Annotated in this window: 18 protein-coding genes; 9 read left to right on the top strand and 9 right to left on the bottom strand. The window is 70.5% G+C overall.

Annotation, left to right across the window (positions count from 1 at the left end; all coding sequences use genetic code 11):
• Positions 1–386 precede the first annotated feature (386 nt).
• From ACH4D5_RS11875 to ACH4D5_RS11855, 5 genes are all read right to left on the bottom strand, one after another.
• On the bottom strand, positions 387–1,016 hold the full coding sequence (locus ACH4D5_RS11875) for an HAD-IA family hydrolase (protein WP_398301059.1): 630 nt from the start codon (positions 1,014–1,016) through the stop codon (positions 387–389).
• 87 nt (positions 1,017–1,103) lie between these two features.
• Positions 1,104–1,952, bottom strand: coding sequence for a hypothetical protein (locus ACH4D5_RS11870; RefSeq protein ID WP_398301057.1), 849 nt, complete (start codon positions 1,950–1,952; stop codon positions 1,104–1,106).
• A 565-nt stretch (positions 1,953–2,517) separates the two neighbouring features.
• A complete protein-coding gene (locus ACH4D5_RS11865) occupies positions 2,518–3,132 on the bottom strand; it encodes a GNAT family N-acetyltransferase (protein ID WP_398301055.1) in 615 nt (204 codons plus the stop codon).
• A gap of 196 nt (positions 3,133–3,328) precedes the next feature.
• The gene (locus tag ACH4D5_RS11860; RefSeq protein ID WP_398301053.1) at positions 3,329–4,483 is read right to left on the bottom strand and encodes a family 2 encapsulin nanocompartment cargo protein polyprenyl transferase; all 1,155 of its coding nucleotides are present in this window, start codon (positions 4,481–4,483) and stop codon (positions 3,329–3,331) included.
• Between the two features lie 102 nt (positions 4,484–4,585).
• Positions 4,586–5,992 (bottom strand): family 2B encapsulin nanocompartment shell protein, encoded by a 1,407-nt coding sequence (locus ACH4D5_RS11855; RefSeq protein WP_398301052.1) that lies wholly within the window; start codon positions 5,990–5,992, stop codon positions 4,586–4,588.
• A gap of 329 nt (positions 5,993–6,321) precedes the next feature.
• Here ACH4D5_RS11855 and ACH4D5_RS11850 point away from each other — a divergent pair, with 329 nt between their 5' ends.
• From ACH4D5_RS11850 to ACH4D5_RS11840, 3 genes are all read left to right on the top strand, one after another.
• A complete protein-coding gene (locus tag ACH4D5_RS11850) occupies positions 6,322–6,558 on the top strand; it encodes a hypothetical protein (protein WP_398301050.1) in 237 nt (78 codons plus the stop codon).
• 138 nt (positions 6,559–6,696) lie between these two features.
• Positions 6,697–7,287: an N-acetylmuramoyl-L-alanine amidase gene (locus tag ACH4D5_RS11845; protein ID WP_398301048.1), complete on the top strand. Its 591-nt coding sequence runs from the start codon at positions 6,697–6,699 to the stop codon at positions 7,285–7,287.
• Positions 7,288–7,413: 126 nt separating this feature from the next.
• A complete protein-coding gene (locus ACH4D5_RS11840) occupies positions 7,414–8,358 on the top strand; it encodes a 1-aminocyclopropane-1-carboxylate deaminase/D-cysteine desulfhydrase (RefSeq protein WP_398301046.1) in 945 nt (314 codons plus the stop codon).
• Between the two features lie 6 nt (positions 8,359–8,364).
• Here the strand turns inward: ACH4D5_RS11840 and ACH4D5_RS11835 are convergent, their stop codons facing one another.
• Complete coding sequence (locus ACH4D5_RS11835) at positions 8,365–9,963, bottom strand: Na+/H+ antiporter (protein ID WP_398301044.1); 1,599 nt, start codon at positions 9,961–9,963, stop codon at positions 8,365–8,367.
• A gap of 46 nt (positions 9,964–10,009) precedes the next feature.
• Between ACH4D5_RS11835 and ACH4D5_RS11830 the strand changes: the two genes are divergently transcribed.
• The 3 genes from ACH4D5_RS11830 to ACH4D5_RS11820 all read left to right on the top strand — a co-directional run bounded on the left by ACH4D5_RS11830 (position 10,010) and on the right by ACH4D5_RS11820 (position 11,959).
• Entirely contained in the window at positions 10,010–10,270 is a 261-nt protein-coding gene (locus tag ACH4D5_RS11830; protein WP_365358711.1) for a UBP-type zinc finger domain-containing protein, read from the top strand.
• A gap of 247 nt (positions 10,271–10,517) precedes the next feature.
• Positions 10,518–10,931 (top strand): anti-sigma regulatory factor, encoded by a 414-nt coding sequence (locus ACH4D5_RS11825; RefSeq protein ID WP_030780840.1) that lies wholly within the window; start codon positions 10,518–10,520, stop codon positions 10,929–10,931.
• A gap of 17 nt (positions 10,932–10,948) precedes the next feature.
• Positions 10,949–11,959, top strand: coding sequence for an RNA polymerase sigma factor SigF (locus tag ACH4D5_RS11820; RefSeq protein WP_398301042.1), 1,011 nt, complete (start codon positions 10,949–10,951; stop codon positions 11,957–11,959).
• A gap of 52 nt (positions 11,960–12,011) precedes the next feature.
• Here the strand turns inward: ACH4D5_RS11820 and ACH4D5_RS11815 are convergent, their stop codons facing one another.
• Positions 12,012–12,470 carry a hypothetical protein gene (locus ACH4D5_RS11815; RefSeq protein ID WP_398301040.1) on the bottom strand — a complete coding sequence of 153 codons (459 nt, stop codon included), beginning with the start codon at positions 12,468–12,470 and terminating at the stop codon, positions 12,012–12,014.
• Positions 12,471–12,550: 80 nt separating this feature from the next.
• Here ACH4D5_RS11815 and ACH4D5_RS11810 point away from each other — a divergent pair, with 80 nt between their 5' ends.
• Together ACH4D5_RS11810 and ACH4D5_RS11805 are read left to right on the top strand one after the other, a co-directional pair.
• Complete coding sequence (locus ACH4D5_RS11810) at positions 12,551–13,519, top strand: diacylglycerol/lipid kinase family protein (RefSeq protein ID WP_398301038.1); 969 nt, start codon at positions 12,551–12,553, stop codon at positions 13,517–13,519.
• Between the two features lie 316 nt (positions 13,520–13,835).
• Positions 13,836–14,093: a WhiB family transcriptional regulator gene (locus tag ACH4D5_RS11805; protein ID WP_016639615.1), complete on the top strand. Its 258-nt coding sequence runs from the start codon at positions 13,836–13,838 to the stop codon at positions 14,091–14,093.
• A 185-nt stretch (positions 14,094–14,278) separates the two neighbouring features.
• Here the strand turns inward: ACH4D5_RS11805 and ACH4D5_RS11800 are convergent, their stop codons facing one another.
• Positions 14,279–15,745 (bottom strand): sensor histidine kinase, encoded by a 1,467-nt coding sequence (locus ACH4D5_RS11800; RefSeq protein WP_398301450.1) that lies wholly within the window; start codon positions 15,743–15,745, stop codon positions 14,279–14,281.
• Positions 15,746–16,081: 336 nt separating this feature from the next.
• Positions 16,082–16,699: a TetR/AcrR family transcriptional regulator gene (locus ACH4D5_RS11795; RefSeq protein ID WP_398301036.1), complete on the bottom strand. Its 618-nt coding sequence runs from the start codon at positions 16,697–16,699 to the stop codon at positions 16,082–16,084.
• A 106-nt stretch (positions 16,700–16,805) separates the two neighbouring features.
• Here ACH4D5_RS11795 and ACH4D5_RS11790 point away from each other — a divergent pair, with 106 nt between their 5' ends.
• Positions 16,806–17,612: an SDR family oxidoreductase gene (locus tag ACH4D5_RS11790; protein ID WP_398301034.1), complete on the top strand. Its 807-nt coding sequence runs from the start codon at positions 16,806–16,808 to the stop codon at positions 17,610–17,612.
• The last annotated feature ends 40 nt before the right edge of the window (positions 17,613–17,652 follow it).

The following is a 17,652-nucleotide window of genomic DNA, read 5'->3' as shown; positions in this document are numbered from 1 at the left end:
GACGGACCGGGTCTTCGCCGTCATCGCGCCGGCGCTGGACGCGGGGCGATGAACGCGGGGCGCCGGAGGTAGGCGGACGGGGTCACCGGCGTACCCTCCGCGCCGTCAGGACGTTTCGGCGCGCTGGACGGCTTCGTCTCCACGAACCTGATTGGCCGTCAGAAGTTGACCCACAACCTGGGCCTGAGCTTCAAAGGACCTGTTCTGCTTCGTCCGCGTCCTGGAGGTGGACACGCCGGTCACCGCGGGCGACCTGACCGGCCGGACCTAGGTCATGACGGGCGCCGGCACCGGCATCCTGAACCGCCAAGCCGCGCACCCAGCCCTGCGCGCAGTACTCGGCGGACGAGCTCACGGGGATCACCGACTGGCTACCGGCGCCGCGATCAGGCCGATGGGGCCAACACCACGCGCAGGTCGGCCGGTTCGCGGTAGAGCAGGCCGGTCATGCCGAGTGCGACGGCGGCGTCCACGTTCTCCTGCCGGTCGTCCACGAAGAGGCAGCGGTCCGGGGCGACACCGGCGCGCTCGGCGGCCGTCTCGTAGATGCGCCGGTCCGGCTTGGTGACGCCGAGGTCGGCACTGCTGACGACGTCGTCGAGGCAGCCGCCGGGACCGGTGAGACCGAGCAGGGCGAGGTCGTCGGCGAGCCACGGCGTCGCGTTGGTGACGAGCAGGACGAGCAGTCCGGCCGTACGCGCCTGCCGCAGCAGCCCCACCACGGCGTCGTCGGCCCGGAACTTGGTCTCGGCGAGCGCCGTCCCGAGCTCGTGCCCGCGCGCCCACGGCACCCGGTCGGCGAGGCCGTCCGCGATCGCCGCGATCCACTGTTCCTTGGTGATCTCGCCGCGCATCAGCGGCATGTCGGTCTCGGGCCGGAAGGCGATCTCGGCGGTACTGCCGGGTGACAGCCCGGCCGTGCGCTCCAGCTCCTCCAGCTCCGCCATGTCGTAGAACCGGATCACACCGTCGAGGTCACACAGCACGGCATCGAACACCCGACCGCAGATCGTCATCCCCTGTGTCTATCACGGGGTAGCGGGACGAGCCGTCGCGCCGGCGGGCAAGCCGAGCCGTCGCCCAGCTCGACCGCAGCACCTGCGTCACTCCTCGCCGAGCGCCGCGCGGACCTCGGCCCGTACCCGGTCCTGGTCCTTGCGCACGGCCTCGTACCGGGACCTGTTGCGGCGCAGGTCCTCGCGCTGCTTCTCGTTGCTCACGCTCCACCACACACCGGCGGTGTTCAGCTTCCGGTTGCACTCGACGTCGGCGACCGCCGTACCCAACTCCCGTTCCGTACGCCCGGTGTTGCCGTCCTCGCCGCCCTTCCACCACGCCTTGTCACGGAAGGCCTGCGCCGGGCTCCCGTACCGCTTGAAACCCTTGTCCTCGACGCAGCGCGACCAGTCGCGGAAGGCCTTGCGTACCCGGGCGTCCTTGGCAACGGCCTTGTCGATCTTCTCGATGCGCTGGGGCACGTAACCCCAGAGGCGCCCCGAATCGGCCACGCCCCTCGTGGTCTGCCGCGTCGCCTCCGCGGCGCAGCCTCCCTCCGGGACCTTCCGGCCGTTCACCGAGCGGCCGCCCTCCCCCGTGTCGGGTCCGTACAGCGCCTCGTACTCCCGCGACGTCAGGTCTCGCCCCGTCGGCTCCAGCTCCGCTTCCAGCGCCTTCGCACGGTCGGGGTCGAGGCCGTAGCCCCAGCGGCGGGCCTGGTCGAGGTCGAGCATCCCGTACGGGGACACCTGGACCATCGTCGAGGTGAAGGACTCCGACATACGGGCCCCGCCCAGAGGGCCGAAGCCGGGATCGAGCGGGAAGTCGTCGAACCCGAGGGTCCGCATGCACTTCCGCTGCAGCCGACTGCGCGCCTGCCCCATGCGCTTGTCGTCCTTGCTGCTGAACTCGTAACGCTCCAGCGGGAGCGCGGGCACATCGTCCTCACTCTCCACGCGTGGCACTCCGGGCTCCCGCGCATACGCGGGCAGCGATCCGTCGTCCGTCCCCGCACCGGAACCGCATCCCACCAACACGGCCCCCACCAGGGCGAGTACACCCCACCGTTCCCTCATCGCACCCCGTCCCCCACCGGCACCTTCACCGAACCAACGGGGACCCTACCGCCACTGCCGATCACACGGCCGGGCCGCCCTCGGGGTGCGCTACTTGTTCTCGCCGTCGCCGGGCCCGGCAGGCCTTCTGCCGTACCGCGACCGGGAACGCCTCGCACTCGCGCGCCCACTCGCCCGGCCGCTCCCCCTGCCTCCCGGCCGAGCCGACTCCGCGTCCACCTCGTCGACACACGCCTCGCACTGCGCGTTGCGGCACGGCCCGGGGCCCCACACGGGGACGAACACCCCAAGCACCTTGCGCCGCCGGATCGCCGTACCCACCGGCCCTCCGCAGGCCGCGCACACCGGCTCGTCCTGCGGGGCGGGGCCGGGCCCTGGCCCTTCGCTGCCCATACCGCTCAGAGTATTCCGGTCCGGCCCGCCGGGGCAGCCCTTCGACCGCCCGCTAGACGGCCGCCTCCCCCGCCGTCCGCGGCTCACGCCACATGGGCCACATCCGGGGGCCGTCGGGCAGATCGAGCGTCGTCCCCATGAAGGCGAACCCGAGGCGCGTGTACAGGTCGCGGCTGCGGGTGTTGCTCGCCTCCAGGTAGGCGTGCAGGCCCTCGCGGTCGCACCGGTCGAGTACGGCGGTGACGAGTGCCGTGCCGAGCCCTTCGCCCTGCCGGTCCGGGTGTACGGCTATGAGGTGGAGGTATTCGTGCGCACGGTCGGTCGGGTGGATCGCTTCGGTCAGCCTGCCGACGGTCTCGACGCGTTCGTTGTCGGCGTCGACGGCTTGGCGCAGCAGGGCCGGGCCGTCGTCATCGCCCTCGTGGTGCTCGCCCGCGGGAACGGACCACCACAAGGCCACGGCCGCGCCGTCCTCGGTGATGTCGACATACCCCTCGCTGAGCGCGAGGTCGAAGAAGGCGCCCATCAACGCACCATGGGTACGCAGCCGGTACTCCTCGCCGGGGAAGATCCAACTGCTCACCGGGTCCTGCATGAACGCCGCGTCGAGCAGCCGGACCACGTCCTCCCGGTCACCTTCTCCGGCCCTCCGGATCGCCACGCCCATAGCCCGCCCCTCACCGCTCGCCCGCATCCGACGGCGCGTCCACGCACTCTTCAACTACGAGCCGCCGACCGCCGGTTGCAGCGTAAGCGATCACCCCCACTCCCACAGAAGGCCCCCGCACACCCCTTCACTACGCATACCCCTTCACTACGTACGCCGCTTCAGTGCGTACGCCCCTTCACCTACTTACGCCCCTTCAATGCGTACGCCGCGTCACGAACTCGGCGAGTGCCAGCAGACCCCCCGCCGACTCCGGGTCCGGAACCGCCCTGGCGAGCAGGACTATCGCGCGGGACATCCGGTCGGCCGCGTGCACCTGCGCCCAGTCGCGGCCGCCCGCGCTCTCCACGGCGCGGGCCGCGCACGCCGCGCTCTGTGGATCCCCCTCCGTCCCACCGGGCGGCCTCCGGTACAGCTCGGCCAGTTCGGCCGCGGCCGGCGTGCCCGACGCCAGGGCCGCGACGACCGGCAGGGACTTCTTGTGGACGGCGAGGTCGGCGCCCGCGGGTTTGCCGGTGTGCCCGGGATCGCCCCAGATCCCGATGACGTCGTCGATGAGCTGGAACGCGAGCCCCGCCTCCCGGCCGAACCCGTCGAGCGCGTCGATCTCCTCCCGCCCCGCCCCCGCGTACACCGCCCCCAGCGCACAGGCACAGCCGAGCAACGCCCCCGTCTTCGCCTCGGCCATGGCGAGGCACTCGTCCAGCGTGACCTCGTCCGGGTCGCGGCGCTCCAGCTCGCAGTCCGCCTGCTGCCCCGCGCAGAGCTCCATGACGCAGGTGGCGAGGCGGGCGGCGGCCACCGCGGCCCCCGGGTGGGGGTCGTCGGCGAGCAGCCGCTGCGCCAGTGCCTGCATGGCGTCACCGGCGAGTATCGCGTCGGCGACGCCGAACACGGTCCAGGCGGTGGGCCGGTGCCTGCGCGTGGTGTCGCGGTCCATCACGTCGTCGTGCAGGAGCGTGAAGTTGTGGACCAGCTCGACGGCGGCCGCCGCCCGCACGGCCAGTGCGGGCTCCCCGCCGAGCGCCCGCACCGCGGTGAGCACGAGGGCGGGCCTGATGGCCTTGCCCGCGTGCCCGGCGGCCGGTGTGCCGTCCGCGCGCTCCCACCCGAAGTGGTAGAGCGCGACCCGGCGCAACGACCCGGGAAGCGTGTCGATCGCCCTGCGCAGCTCCGGATCGACGTGCGCCCGCGTCGACGCCAGGATCTCCACGGCCTCGCATCCGTCACCGGACTCGGGGTCGCTCCCCGGCACACCCACCGCGCCTGCCGCCGCACCCGCCGCCGCTGCCCCCGCCACCGCACCTGCGCCCGCCGTTGTGCCTGCCGGGTCCGTCGTCGTGTCCGTCATGGACTCACCCCGCGAAGGATGCGGACGGTGGCTGTTCCTCGGCCTGTGGGCGCGTACGGAGGGGGTGTACCCCGTGCCGCGCCCGGGGACACGGCCGCGGGGTCATGTCCAGCGGCCGATCTCGACGTTCTCCAGGACGCCGAGCGCGTCGGGCACGAGCACCGCGGCGGAGTAGTAGGTCGACACCAGGTAGGAGATGATCGCCTGCTCGCTGATGCCCATGAACCGTACGGACAGGCTCGGTTCGATCTCGTCCGGGATGCCGGTCTGGCGCAGACCGATGACGCCCTGCTCCTCCTCGCCCGTACGCATGCAGATGATGGAGGTGGTGCGGGCCTCGGTGACCGGGATCTTGTTGCACGGGAAGATCGGCACCCCGCGCCAGGTGGGGATCCTGTTGCCCGCCATGTCGATGGTCTCGGGGACGAGTCCGCGCTTGTTGAGCTCGCGGCCGAACGCGGCGATCGCGCGCGGGTGCGCGAGGAAGAGCTTGGACCCGCGCCTGCGGCTGAGCAGTTCGTCCAGGTCGTCGGGGCTGGGCACGCCGTGGTGCGGCTGGATCCGCTGGTCGTACTCGCAGTTGTTCAGGAGGCCGAACTCGCGGTTGTTGATGAGCTCGTGCTCCTGGCGCTCCTTCAGCGCCTCGACGGTCAGCCGCAACTGCTGCTCGGTCTGGTTCATCGGCTGGTTGTAGAGGTCGGCCACGCGCGTGTGGACGCGGAGCACGGTCTGGGCGACGCTCAGCTCGTACTCACGCGGTGCCGATTCGTAGTCCACGAAGGTGCCCGGCAGCACGGCCTCGCCGACATGGCCGGCGGACAGGTCGATGGGCGCCTCACCGAACTTGTTGGTGCGCTGCGCCGGGATGGACCGCAGCCGCTGGATGTGGCCGCGGAGCGACTCGCTGCGCTCCGCCACCTGTTCGAGGTCCTGGCGGGGCAGGGTGAGGACGGTGCACGCGGTCACCGCACGCGCGGTGTACTCCCAGATGGTCTCGGGGTTGATGAGCGCCTGCTCGCCGAAGTAGGAGCCGTCGGCGAGCGTCTCGAGGACCGTGTCGTCGCCGTAGGGACCCGTGCCGACCTTCTCGACGCGGCCGTGCGCGAGCAGGAACACCTCGTCCGCCGGGCTGCCGAAGGACGTCAGGACCTCGCCCGCGGCGAACTCCCGCTGCTGGCAGCGCTGTGCCAGCTCCCCCAGCACGTCCTGGTCGTCGAAGTCCCGAAGCACCGGCAGTTCACAGAGCTCCGCCGGGATGACCTGCACCTGGTCGCCCGTCTTCACGAACGTCACCCGGCCGTCACCGACCGAGTAGCTCAGCCTTCGGTTCACCCGGTATGTGCCGCCCTGCACCTGGACCCAGGGCAGCATCCGCAGCAGCCAGCGGGAGCTGATCTCCTGCATCTGCGGCGCGGATTTGGTGGTGGTGGCCAGATTCCGTGCGGCGGATGTGCCGAGACTCTGCTGCGGCTTCTCCGACTCGGTCCGGATCTCTTCGCCTACCGACATGGCTTTGCCCTCCCGAAATACCTGCGGTGATCTGGTGCCTGCGCTGATCTGATGCGGTGATCTGATGCCTGCGGTGATGTGCCCGCCCAAGCCTTCCAGCACGGAACGTGGCCGCGCCATTACACAAACGAGCGGGAATGGATCACGCCCCAGCGGGGCAGGAGGCGCGTTTCCACCCGTTCGGCGCAACTCGGGAGGTGTCGCACCGGGCAGCCTGATGGGCTCGGGAGTCACAGGGAACTCCAAGATCCGCGACACCGTTGAACCCATGCGGAAGAGGCACTGCTCAACCCGTTCGCCCCGTCCGCACCAACCGGCAGGAGACAGCAATGGCAGGCTTCCTCGATCGCGCGAAAGAGCAGGCCCAGCGGGGCCTCACTCAGGGCAAGCAGAAGATCGACGAGGTCCAGGAGAAGCGGGCCGGCGACGCCCTCCTGAAGAAGCTCGGCGCCGCGTACTTCGCGGAGCGCCGGGGCACCGGCTCCTCGCAGGAAACCCAGCAGGCGCTGCAGGCCGTGGAGTCCCATGTCGCGACGCACGGGGACGGCTTCCTGCACGGCAACTGACCGGATCGGCTCGCACGGTGCCCGAACAGCCCTCGGATCGATTCCGAACAACTGGTCCGGGCACCGGAGTTCCGGTACAAGCAGGGCATACGAGACGGCCTGCGACCGGCGGCCGTCCCGCCTTGCAAAGGAGGGGTCATGGCCCCACCCATGTCCGCGGGCAGGTTCCTGGAGGCCCTGCGGGACGAAGGCGTGACCGTCGTCGAGGTCGGCGACTGGGAGCACCACAACCGCAACCACAAAGGCCCCTGGGGCCCCGTGCACGGTGTGGTGATCCACCACACCGTGACCTCGGGGAGTGAGCGTACGGTGGAGATCTGCCGCGACGGTTTCGCCTCGCTCCCCGGGCCGCTCTGCCACGGCGTCATCACCAAGGACGGCCGTGTCCACCTCGTCGGCTACGGCCGCGCCAACCACGCGGGCCTCGGCGACGACGACGTGCTCCGCGCGGTCATCGCCGAGAAGCGGCTGCCTCCGGACAACGAGGCGAACACCGACGGCAACCGCCACTTCTACGGCTTCGAGTGCGAGAACCTCGGCGACGGCGAGGACCCGTGGCCCGAGGCCCAGCTGGATGCCATCGAGAGGGCCTCGGCGGCGGTCTGCCGCGTGCACGGCTGGACGGAGCGCTCGGTGATCGGCCACCTGGAGTGGCAGCCGGGCAAGATCGACCCGCGCGGCTTCACGATGGACTCGATGCGGGCCCGCATCGAGGAGCGCCTGAAGTAACTCCCCCCCCCGTAGGCGCCGCAGGCCCTGTGCTCCCACGCAGGCCCCGGCGCCGAGGAACGCCCGGGGAGCCCCCTGTGAAGGGCTCCCCCTGTCGGTCCCCATGCCACGGGAGACAATGGCGGGGTGCATCCCACCCCGCCCGTCGGCCTGCGCCCCCGGCTGCCGTCCCCGCTGCAGCCCATAGCGGACGACCGCTTCGCCCGTCGCGGCGTCCAGCTGCTCCTCAAGCGGGACGACCTGATCCACCGTGACCTGCCGGGCAACAAGTACCGCAAGCTCGCCCTGAACCTGCGGGCCGCCGCCGACGCGGGCCACGACACTCTCCTCACTTTCGGCGGCGCCTACTCCAACCACCTGCGCGCCACCGCCGCGGCGGGCCGGCTCCTGGGCTTCGCCACGATCGGCGTCGTCCGCGGCGACGAACTCGCCGGGCGCCCCCTCAACCCGTCACTGACGCGCTGCGCGGCCGACGGCATGCGCCTGCACTTCGTCGACCGGAGCACGTACCGGCGGAAGGCCGAGCCGGAGACCCTGGCGGCACTCCTTCGCGCGACCGACGCCCCGGCCGCGTACGTGATCCCCGAGGGCGGCAGCAACACCCTCGCCGTGCGGGGCTGCACTGCCCTCGGCGAGGAGCTGCGCGAGCACACCGACGTGGCGGCCGTCGCGTGCGGCACCGGCGGCACCCTCGCGGGCCTTGCCGCCGGACTCGGCCCGAACCGGCGGGCCCTCGGCATACCGGTGCTCAAAGGCGGCTTCCTGGGCGACGACATAGCGGCACTGCAACGGCGGACGTTCGGCGAGCCGACCGCCAACTGGCTCCTGGACGACCGCTTCCACTGGGGCGGCTACGCCCGCACCCCACCGGAGCTCATCGCCTTCGCCGAGGACTTCGAGGGCCGGCACGGCCGCGAAATCGGCCTCTCCGTAGAACACCTTTACGTGGCGAAGCTCCTGTACGCCCTGACCGTCCTCTCCGAAGAGGGCGCCTTCCGGCCCGGCACGCGCCTCACCGCGGTGATCACCGGCACCCGCGAGGAGCCCGCCGCCGCGTCCGGCGCCGAGTAGGCCGCCTCACTCCTCGATCTCCCGGTGGGCCGCCGCCTCCTCCAGGTCCAGCTTGCGCAGCAGCGTCCGCATCATCTCGTCGTCGATGCGCCGCTCGTCCCGCATCTTCACGAAGACCTCGCGCTCCGCGGCGATCGCCTCGCGCGCCAGCCGGCGGTAGGTGTCGTCCGCGGACTCCCCCGTCACCGGGTTGGCCTGGCCCAGCCGCTCCCACACCGAGTTGCGCCGCCGCTCCAGGACGGTGCGCAGACGGTCCTGGAGGGGCTGTGGCAGGCCATTGCGCTCGTCCTGCATGAGTTCCTCCAGCCGTGCCTCCGCGGCCTCTGAGGCGGCGTTCTGCGCCTGCGCCTCGGCGAGCGTCTGCGCCTGCGCGTCACGGCCGGGCAGTTTCAGGACACGGATCAGCCAGGGCAGCGACAGGCCCTGCACGACGAGCGTTCCGATGACCGTGGTGAACGTAAGAAACAAGACAAGGTTGCGCGCCGGGAAGGGCTCCCCGTCCTCCATGGTGAGCGGGATGGAGAAGGCGATGGCGAGTGACACCACACCGCGCATCCCGGCCCAGCTGACGATCAGCGGCCGCCGCCAGTCCACGTCCCCCTCGCGCTCCCTGATCCGTGCCGAAAGGCCGCGCGGGAGGTACGTCGCCGGATACGACCACACGAAGCGCATCACCACGACGAAGACGAAGACCCCGACGGCGTACCAGACCGCCTGCGCCACGCTGTACTCGCCGAGCCCCTTGAGCACCACGGGCAGCTGCAGGCCGATGAGCGCGAAGACCGCCGACTCCAGGATGAACGCGACGACCCGCCACACCGCGGCCTCCTGCAGCCGCGTCTCGAAGTCGACCTGCCAGGAGCGGTGGCCGAGGTAGAGGGCGACGACGACCACGGCGAGCACTCCGGAGGCGCCGACCTGCTCCGCGGCGGCGTACGCGACGAAGGGGATGAGCAGGGACAGCGTGTTCTGCAGCATCGTCTCCTTCAGGTGAGTGCGCAGCCAGTGGATCGGCACCATGAGGAGCAGCCCGACGCCGACCCCGCCGACCGCGGCCACCAGGAACTCCCGGACCCCGCCCGACCAGCTCGCGCCCTCGCCGACCGCCGCCGCGAGGGCCACCTTGTAGGCGGTGATCGCCGTCGCGTCGTTCACCAGGGACTCGCCCTGCAGGATCGTGGTGATCCGCGAGGGCAGCCCCACCCTCCGCGCGATGGCGGTCGCGGCGACCGCGTCCGGGGGCGCGATCACGGCGCCGAGGACGAGTGCGGCGGTCAGCGGCAGGTCGGGGACGAGCAGATAGGCGAGCCAGCCGACGGTGACCGTGGCGAACAGGACGTACCCGACGGAGAGCAGCGCGACGGGCCTGATGTTGGCGCGCAGGTCCAGATAGGAGCTCTCCAGGGCGGCCGTGTGCAGCAGGGGCGGCAGGATCAGCGGCAGCACGATGTGCGGATCGAGGTGGTAGTCGGGCACTCCGGGCACGTACGAGGCGACGAGCCCCACCCCGACCAGGAGCAGCGGTGCCGGCACCGGGGTCCTGCGCGCCGCCCCGGCCACCACGGCGCTCGCCGCGATCAGTCCCACCAGGGGCAATACATCCATCGGCAGACCCCTCCGCCCTCCGTGTTCCCGTCGTAACCTGGCAATCATGAACGAGTGCCCGCACGTCGCAGCGCTGCCGCACCCCGAGGTGTCCCCGCTGAGCGATACGTGTCTCGAGTGCCGGGCGGCCGGCAGCCACCCCGTCCAGTTGCGCCTGTGCCTGGAGTGCGGTCATGTCGGCTGCTGCGACTCGTCGCCCTTCCAGCACGCGACGGCGCACTTCAAGGAGACCTCACACCCTGTGATGAGGACCTTCGAGCCGGGGGAGAGCTGGCGCTGGTGCTTTGTGGACGGTTCGATCGTCTGACGCCTGGGTACGTCAACCCGGCGCTCGTTGTTTCCAATTGGGCTTGCGCGACCCCTAGCCACTGTCCGTACTCATAGGCTTACTATGAGTGACAGCATCAAGGCGGGGTCCCCGGGACACGGAGCTGGGGAGCGCGGTAGCGTCACCGCAGAACGACGTGGTGCGTTACCCGTGTGACGCAGTCCGGACCACCGCTGGGCGGCGGTCCCGGAACCCCGAAAGTGCTTGTACCACCTTGGAGGTGAGGGTGTCCCAGATCGCAGGCGAGCCCGGGAATCAGGACTTCGTGGAGGTCCGCCTTCCTGCTGCGGGTGCCTACCTGTCGGTGCTGCGGACGGCGACTGCCGGCCTCGCGGCGCGTTTGGACTTCACTCTCGACGAGATCGAGGACCTCCGCATCGCGGTCGACGAGGCCTGCGCGATCCTGCTCCAGCAGGCCGTGCCCGGCTCGGTGCTCAGCTGCGTCTTCCGGCTCGTCGACGACTCGTTGGAAGTGACGGTCTCGGCGCCCACGACCGACGGCCGGGCCCCGGAGCGGGACACCTTCGCCTGGACTGTGCTGTCGGCCCTCGCGGGCCAGGTGGACTCGACGGTCGCCGAGGACAACACCGTCTCGATCAGCCTCTACAAGAAGCGCGGCGCGGGACCCGGGCCGGCGTGAGGGACGGGGACGGGCCGGTGCGGGACGAAGAGCGCGGCACACAGGGTCTGCCCGCCGCCGGCAGGGAGGGGTTGCGCCGTATGACCACCGGAATCCCCGAGCAGCAGGCCAAACCGCACCCGGAGGAGCCGGACCAGCCGGGTCCGCTGAGGGTGGCCGATGTGTCGGAGCAGGCAGAGCCGACCGCCAAGGACGAGCTCAAGCAGCTCTCCGGCCGGGGCGGCGGGCGACGGGCGGGAAACATGAGCGAGCACCAGCACGGCCGGCACGATCCGCAGGACCGCAGCGGCGCACGCGCGATGTTCATCGAGCTGCGCACCCTGGACGGCGGCAGTCGGGAGTACGCGGAGCTGCGCAACCAGCTGGTCCGCATGCACCTGCCGCTCGTCGAGCACCTGGCGCGCCGCTTCCGCAACCGCGGCGAGCCCCTCGACGACCTCACCCAGGTCGCCACCATCGGCCTGATCAAGTCCGTGGACCGCTTCGACCCGGAGCGCGGCGTCGAGTTCTCCACGTACGCGACACCGACCGTCGTCGGCGAGATCAAGCGGCACTTCCGCGACAAGGGATGGGCTGTCCGCGTCCCGCGTCGCCTCCAGGAGCTGCGGCTCGCGCTGACGACGGCGACGGCCGAGCTGTCCCAGCTGCACGGCCGCTCCCCCACCGTGCACGAGCTGGCCGAGAAGCTGGCCATCTCCGAGGAGGAGGTCCTTGAGGGCCTGGAGTCGGCCAACGCCTACTCCACGCTGTCCCTGGACGTCCCCGACACGGACGACGAGTCGCCGGCCGTCGCGGACACCCTGGGCGCCGAGGACGAGGCCCTGGAGGGCGTCGAGTACCGCGAGTCGCTCAAGCCCCTCCTGGAGGACCTGCCCCCGCGCGAGAAGCGCATTCTGCTCCTGCGCTTCTTCGGCAACATGACGCAGTCGCAGATCGCGCAGGAGGTCGGCATCTCGCAGATGCACGTCTCCCGGCTGCTGGCGCGCACGCTCGCGCAGTTGCGGGAGAAGCTCCTCGTCGAGGAGTAGTCACTCTCCGTAGTGCCGCTTTTTCCTGATTCCGAGCGTCAGTCCGAGCGTCTTACTTCTGATCCTGTACGTTGCCGGGGCCCTGGATGCCGAGGGCCTCGGTCGCCGCCGGGTTGATCAGGAAGACGAGTGAGGCGACGGCCGTGATCGCGAGGACGATGCCGGCCGGGATCGCCACGCTGTCGGCCTGCAGCATCTGCCACGACACCGGCAGCGCCATGATCTGGGTGATGATCGCGGGCCCGCGGCTCCACCGGCGCAGCTTCAGGAGCCCGCGCGCGGCGAGCAGCGGGAGCAGCGCGAGGACGATCAGCGTGATGCCGCCGGTCTCGGCCGACCGCGGATCGTCGGGTGATCCGGCGAGGCCCATCACGAGCATGTACACGCCCCCGGCGAGGAGGGCGACGCCCTCCAGCGCGACCAGGGCCGCGGCGGCGGTCACCCGCGCGGGCCGCTGGCCCGGCTCGGGCGACTCCGGGGCTTCGGGGGTGGATTTCCGCTCAGTACTCACTCCAGCAGGGTAGCTCCGGGCCCCTCCGCCCCGGCACCTCGGTCTAGGCCGTCTCAAGACCGCTAGGTAGTCTGCTTCGCATGCGTGCACTCCTCGTGGTCAACCCGGCGGCTACCACCACCAGTGCGCGTACGCGTGATGTGCTGGTGCACGCACTGGCGAGCGAGATGAAACTCGACGCGGTCACCACGGAGTACCGCGGGCACGCCAGGGACCTCGGCCGGCAGGCCGCGGAGAGCAAGGACGTCGAGCTGGTCGTCGCCCTCGGCGGGGACGGCACCGTCAACGAAGTCGTGAACGGCCTGCTGCACCACGGCCCCGACCCGGACCGCCTCCCCCGGCTGGCCGTCGTCCCCGGCGGCTCCACCAACGTCTTCGCGCGCGCCCTGGGACTGCCCAACGACGCCGTGGAGGCCACCGGCGCCCTGCTGGACGCCCTGCGCGAGGGCAGTGAGCGCACGGTGGGCCTCGGCATCGCGGGCGGCACACCGGGCACGGAGGACGAGGCCGTGCCGTCGCGCTGGTTCACGTTCTGCGCGGGTCTCGGCTTCGACGGTGGAGTGGTCGGCAGAGTCGAACAGCAGCGCGAGCTCGGGCGGCGCTCGACGCACGCCCTTTATGTGCGCCAGGTGCTCCGCCAGTTCATCGACGAACCCCATCGCAGGCACGGAATGATCACCCTGGAGCGGCCCGGCGAGGACCCGGTGACGGACCTGGTGATGTCGATAGTCTGCAACACCTCTCCGTACTCCTACCTGGGCAATCGCCCCCTGTACGCGTCCCCGCAGGCCTCCTTCGACACGGGCTTGGACGTGCTCGGTCTGAAGAAGCTCTCGACGGCCGCGGTGGCCCGGTACGGCACCCAGCTGCTGACCTCGACACCCGAGCGCGGACCGCACGGTAAGCACGCGGTTACGCTCCACGACCTCACCGACTTCACCTTGCATTCGAAGGTGCCCCTGCCCCTCCAGATGGACGGTGACCACTTGGGGCTGCGGACGAGCGTGACGTTCACAGGCGTACGCCGTGCACTGCGTGTGATTGTGTGAGCAGAAGGGGCTAAAGTCCTTTCACTCGAACGTTTAGACCAGGGTCCACCCCATAGAAGTACGGCTGTGACCCAGTCGACACTGAGGAATCAAAAAAAACTTTCCTGAAGGGGTTGTATCCGCAGCCGAGGTTTGCGAATCTCTACATGGCGATCGGGACGGCCCGCAACATCGGCCCCACAGATCGCCAGAACCCCTCCTCCACCACAGGTCCACACCAGGTAACTGGGCGTCGGCCCTTCCCGTGCGGGGGGATTCGTGAAAGCGTTCACATTCACAAGCAACCCGCATGTAATACCAAGGAGAGGTAGCAGCCATGGACTGGCGTCACAACGCCGTTTGCCGCGAGGAAGACCCCGAGCTCTTCTTCCCCATCGGCAACACCGGTCCTGCGCTGCTGCAGATCGAGGAAGCCAAGGCCGTCTGCCGCCGCTGCCCCGTCATGGAGCAGTGCCTGCAGTGGGCGCTCGAGTCCGGCCAGGACTCCGGCGTCTGGGGTGGCCTCAGCGAGGACGAGCGCCGTGCAATGAAGCGCCGCGCCGCTCGCAACCGTGCACGCCAGGCCAGCGCCTGACGCCCACGCCCCCCACGAGCCTGAGCTTGGCGGCGCGTACAGCGAGTACGCAACTCCCGCCCCCGAGCCGCAGCCGCGCAGTACCCCCGATGCGCATCGCAACGTGAGCAGTGAGCCCCGGACCACACAGGTCCGGGGCTCACTGCTTTCTTCTGTGGGTGCGTCTTTCTTCTGTGGGCGCGTCGTTACTTGTCGCCGCGCACCGGAATGTCCAGGACGACCCGCGTGCCGCGCTCCGGGGCGCGGACCATGTCGAAGGTGCCGCCCAGTTCCCCCTCGACCAGGGTGCGGACGATCTGCAGGCCGAGATTGCCGGAGCGGTGCGGGTCGAAGCCCTCGGGCAGGCCGATGCCGTCGTCCTGGACGGTGATCAGCAGCCGCGCTTCCTTGCTGGTGCCGCCCCGCACGGCGGACACCTCGACCGTGCCGGTGTCCCCCTCGCGGAAGCCGTGCTCCAGAGCGTTCTGCAAAATTTCGGTAAGCACCATCGAGAGCGGTGTCGCGACCTCCGCGTCCAGGATGCCGAAGCGGCCGGTGCGCCGGCCCGCCACCTTGCCGGGCGAGATCTCGGCGACCATCGCGAGCACCCGGTCGGCGATCTCGTCGAACTCCACGCGCTCGTCGAGGTTCTGGGAGAGCGTCTCGTGGACGATCGCGATGGAGCCCACCCGGCGCACGGCCTCCTCCAGCGCCTCGCGGCCCTTGGCGGAGTCGATGCGGCGGGCCTGCAGCCGCAACAGCGCGGCGACCGTCTGGAGGTTGTTCTTCACCCGGTGGTGGATCTCCCGGATGGTCGCGTCCTTGGTGATCAACTCGCGCTCGCGGCGGCGTAGTTCCGTGACGTCCCGCACGAGCACGAGTGAACCGATGCGGGGGCCCTTGGGCTTGAGGGGGATCGCGCGCAGCTGGATCACGCCGTCGCCGCCCTCGATCTCGAACTCCCGCGGCGCCCACCCGCTCGCGAGCTTGGCAAGCGCCTCGTCCACCGGCCCGCGGGACGGGGCGAGTTCGGCCGTCGCCTTGCCCAGGTGGTGGCCGACGAGATCCGACGCGAGGCCGAGGCGGTGGTACGCGGAGAGCGCGTTCGGCGACGCGTACTGCACGACGCCCTCCGCGTCGAGCCGCAGCAGACCGTCACCCACGCGCGGGGAGGCGTCCATGTCGACCTGCTGCCCCTGGAAGGGGAACGACCCGGCGGCGATCATCTGCGCGAGATCGGACGCCGACTGGAGGTAGGTCAGCTCGAGCCGTGAAGGGGTGCGCACGGTCAGCAGGTTGGTGTTGCGGGCGATGACGCCGAGGACGCGCCCTTCCCTGCGTACGGGAATGGACTCGACGCGCACCGGCACCTCTTCGCGCCACTCCGGGTCGCCCTCGCGCACGATGCGGCCCTCGTCCAGGGCGGCGTCGAGGAGGGGCCGGCGGCCGCGCGGGACGAGGTGGCCGACCATGTCGTCCTGGTAGGAGGTGGGGCCGGTGTTGGGCCGCATCTGCGCCACGGAGACATAGCGGGTCCCGTCGCGCGTGGGAACCCAGAGGACCAGGTCGGCGAAGGAGAGGTCGGAGAGCAGCTGCCACTCCGAGACCAGCAGATGCAGCCACTCGAGGTCGGAGTCACCGAGGGCGGTGTGCTGGCGTACGAGGTCGTTCATGGAGGGCACGTGTGCGAGCGTACCTTTCGCGTCCGGTGGGCCCGCGCCTCGAAGGCTCCGGCATACCCGCCGGGTTCCGGACGTGTCCGACAAGGGGCCTACGTGACGACCTCTGGTCGTACCCGACGAGCCGCGGCGCCAGGGTGGGACCCTCAACCCACCCACGGCACCGCAGCCCTTCAGGTGCATCGGCCGCCAGAATGTGCGGTCCTGAACAGCCGATCGTGAGGATCCGACGCGGTCAGGGCAGAGAGCGCCGGTTCCTCGATCCGCTCTCCTGTGCGGGAAGAGCGGAGGCTTTACCCACGCATTGTGGACTAGACCATTCTCTTATGTCTATGCGTCGACGGATGTTTGTTGATGGTCCGGCCACGCCCGCATGGCGAGATCGGCCACCGCCTCCAGGTCCTCCCTGGTGGCGCCGTCCCTGGCCTGCTGCGACATTCCCTGGAAGACCGCCGCCGTGTAACGGGCGAGAGCCGCGGGGTCGGTGTGGTCCGGCAGCTCCCCCGCCGCGACGGCCGCGCGGATACGGGACTCGATGCCCGCCATGTTGGCGTTCCGCCGCTCGCGCAGGGTCTGCTCCACCTCCGGCGTCGTGCAGTTGGTGGCGGCGGTGATGACGAGGCACCCGCGGGGGTGGCCCGGGTCGGTGAACTGAACCGCGGCCTCGTGCAGCAGCCGCGAGACGGCGGCGCGCGCGGTCGGCTCCTCGTCGAAGGCCCGGCCGCCGAAGGCGCCGTGCGTCGCTCCGTACCGCACGACGACCTCGTCGAAGAGCTTCCGCTTGTCGCCGAAGGCGGCATAGAGGCTGGGCGCCCCGATACCCATGACGCGCGTGAGGTCCGAGACCGACGTCGCCTCGTATCCGTTCTCCCAGAAAGTACGGACCGCCTGCTCCAGGGCCGTCTCGCGGTCGAAGGAGCGGGGGCGTCCGCGCTGTTTCGTCGCCATGGGGTGAATTGTATAGCGGGCACTAGAAAAAGCGGCGGGGTGTGGGGTAGCGTTCTTTCTGTAGCGACCACTAGAGAAATCGCCGGAGAGAGAGGGGGCGCCCGACATGGGTGCGTTCGAGGGGACCGAGCAGGGGACCGAGCACGGGGTCGAGCAGGGGAACCAGGGGGGCAGGCTCGCGGGGAAGACGGCTCTGGTCACCGGGGGCAGCCGGGGTATCGGGCGAGGCATCGCCGAGCGCCTCGGCCGGGACGGGGCACGGGTCGCCGTGCACTACGGCAGCAACGAAGTGGCGGCGAAGGAGACGGTGGCCGCGATCGAGGCGGCGGGCGGCTCCGCCTTCGCGTTCGGCACGGAGCTGGGCGTGCCCGGCGACGCCGAGGCACTCTGGACGGAGTTCGACCGGCACGCGGACGGCCTGGACATCCTGGTGAACAACGCGGGCATCGGTCTCTACAGCCACGTGACCGAGGTCCAGGAGGCGGATTACGACCGCGTGTTCGCGGTCAACACCAAAGCGCTGTTCTTCATCGTCCAGAAGGGCCTCGACCGGCTGCGCGACGGCGGCCGGATCATCAACATCTCGTCGGGCGTCACGCGCATCGCCTTCCCGGTCACCGTGGCCTACTCGATGACGAAGGGCGCGGTGAATGTGCTGACGCACACCCTGGCGCAGGAGCTCGGCCCGCGAGGGATCACGGTCAACGCGGTGGCGCCCGGCATCATCCAGACGGAAATGATGGACGGCATCCCCGAGGCGCAGCGGGCGGAGATGGCGGGGTACTCGGCCTTCGACCGCATAGGCCAGCCCGCCGACGTGGCGGACATCGTCTCCTTCGTGGCCTCGGACGACGCGCGGTGGATCACCGGTCAGTACATCGACGCGACGGGAGGTTCGCTGCTGGGCGTGTGACCGGGCGATTTCCGGCTCCGCGCCCGGTTCGACGGGCGGA

It is taken from the genome of Streptomyces sp. NPDC018029 (assembly GCF_044327655.1).
Lineage (GTDB): Bacteria > Actinomycetota > Actinomycetes > Streptomycetales > Streptomycetaceae > Streptomyces.
Note: the sequence above shows the minus strand (reverse complement) of the source record. Positions and strands in the feature narration are given on the sequence as shown.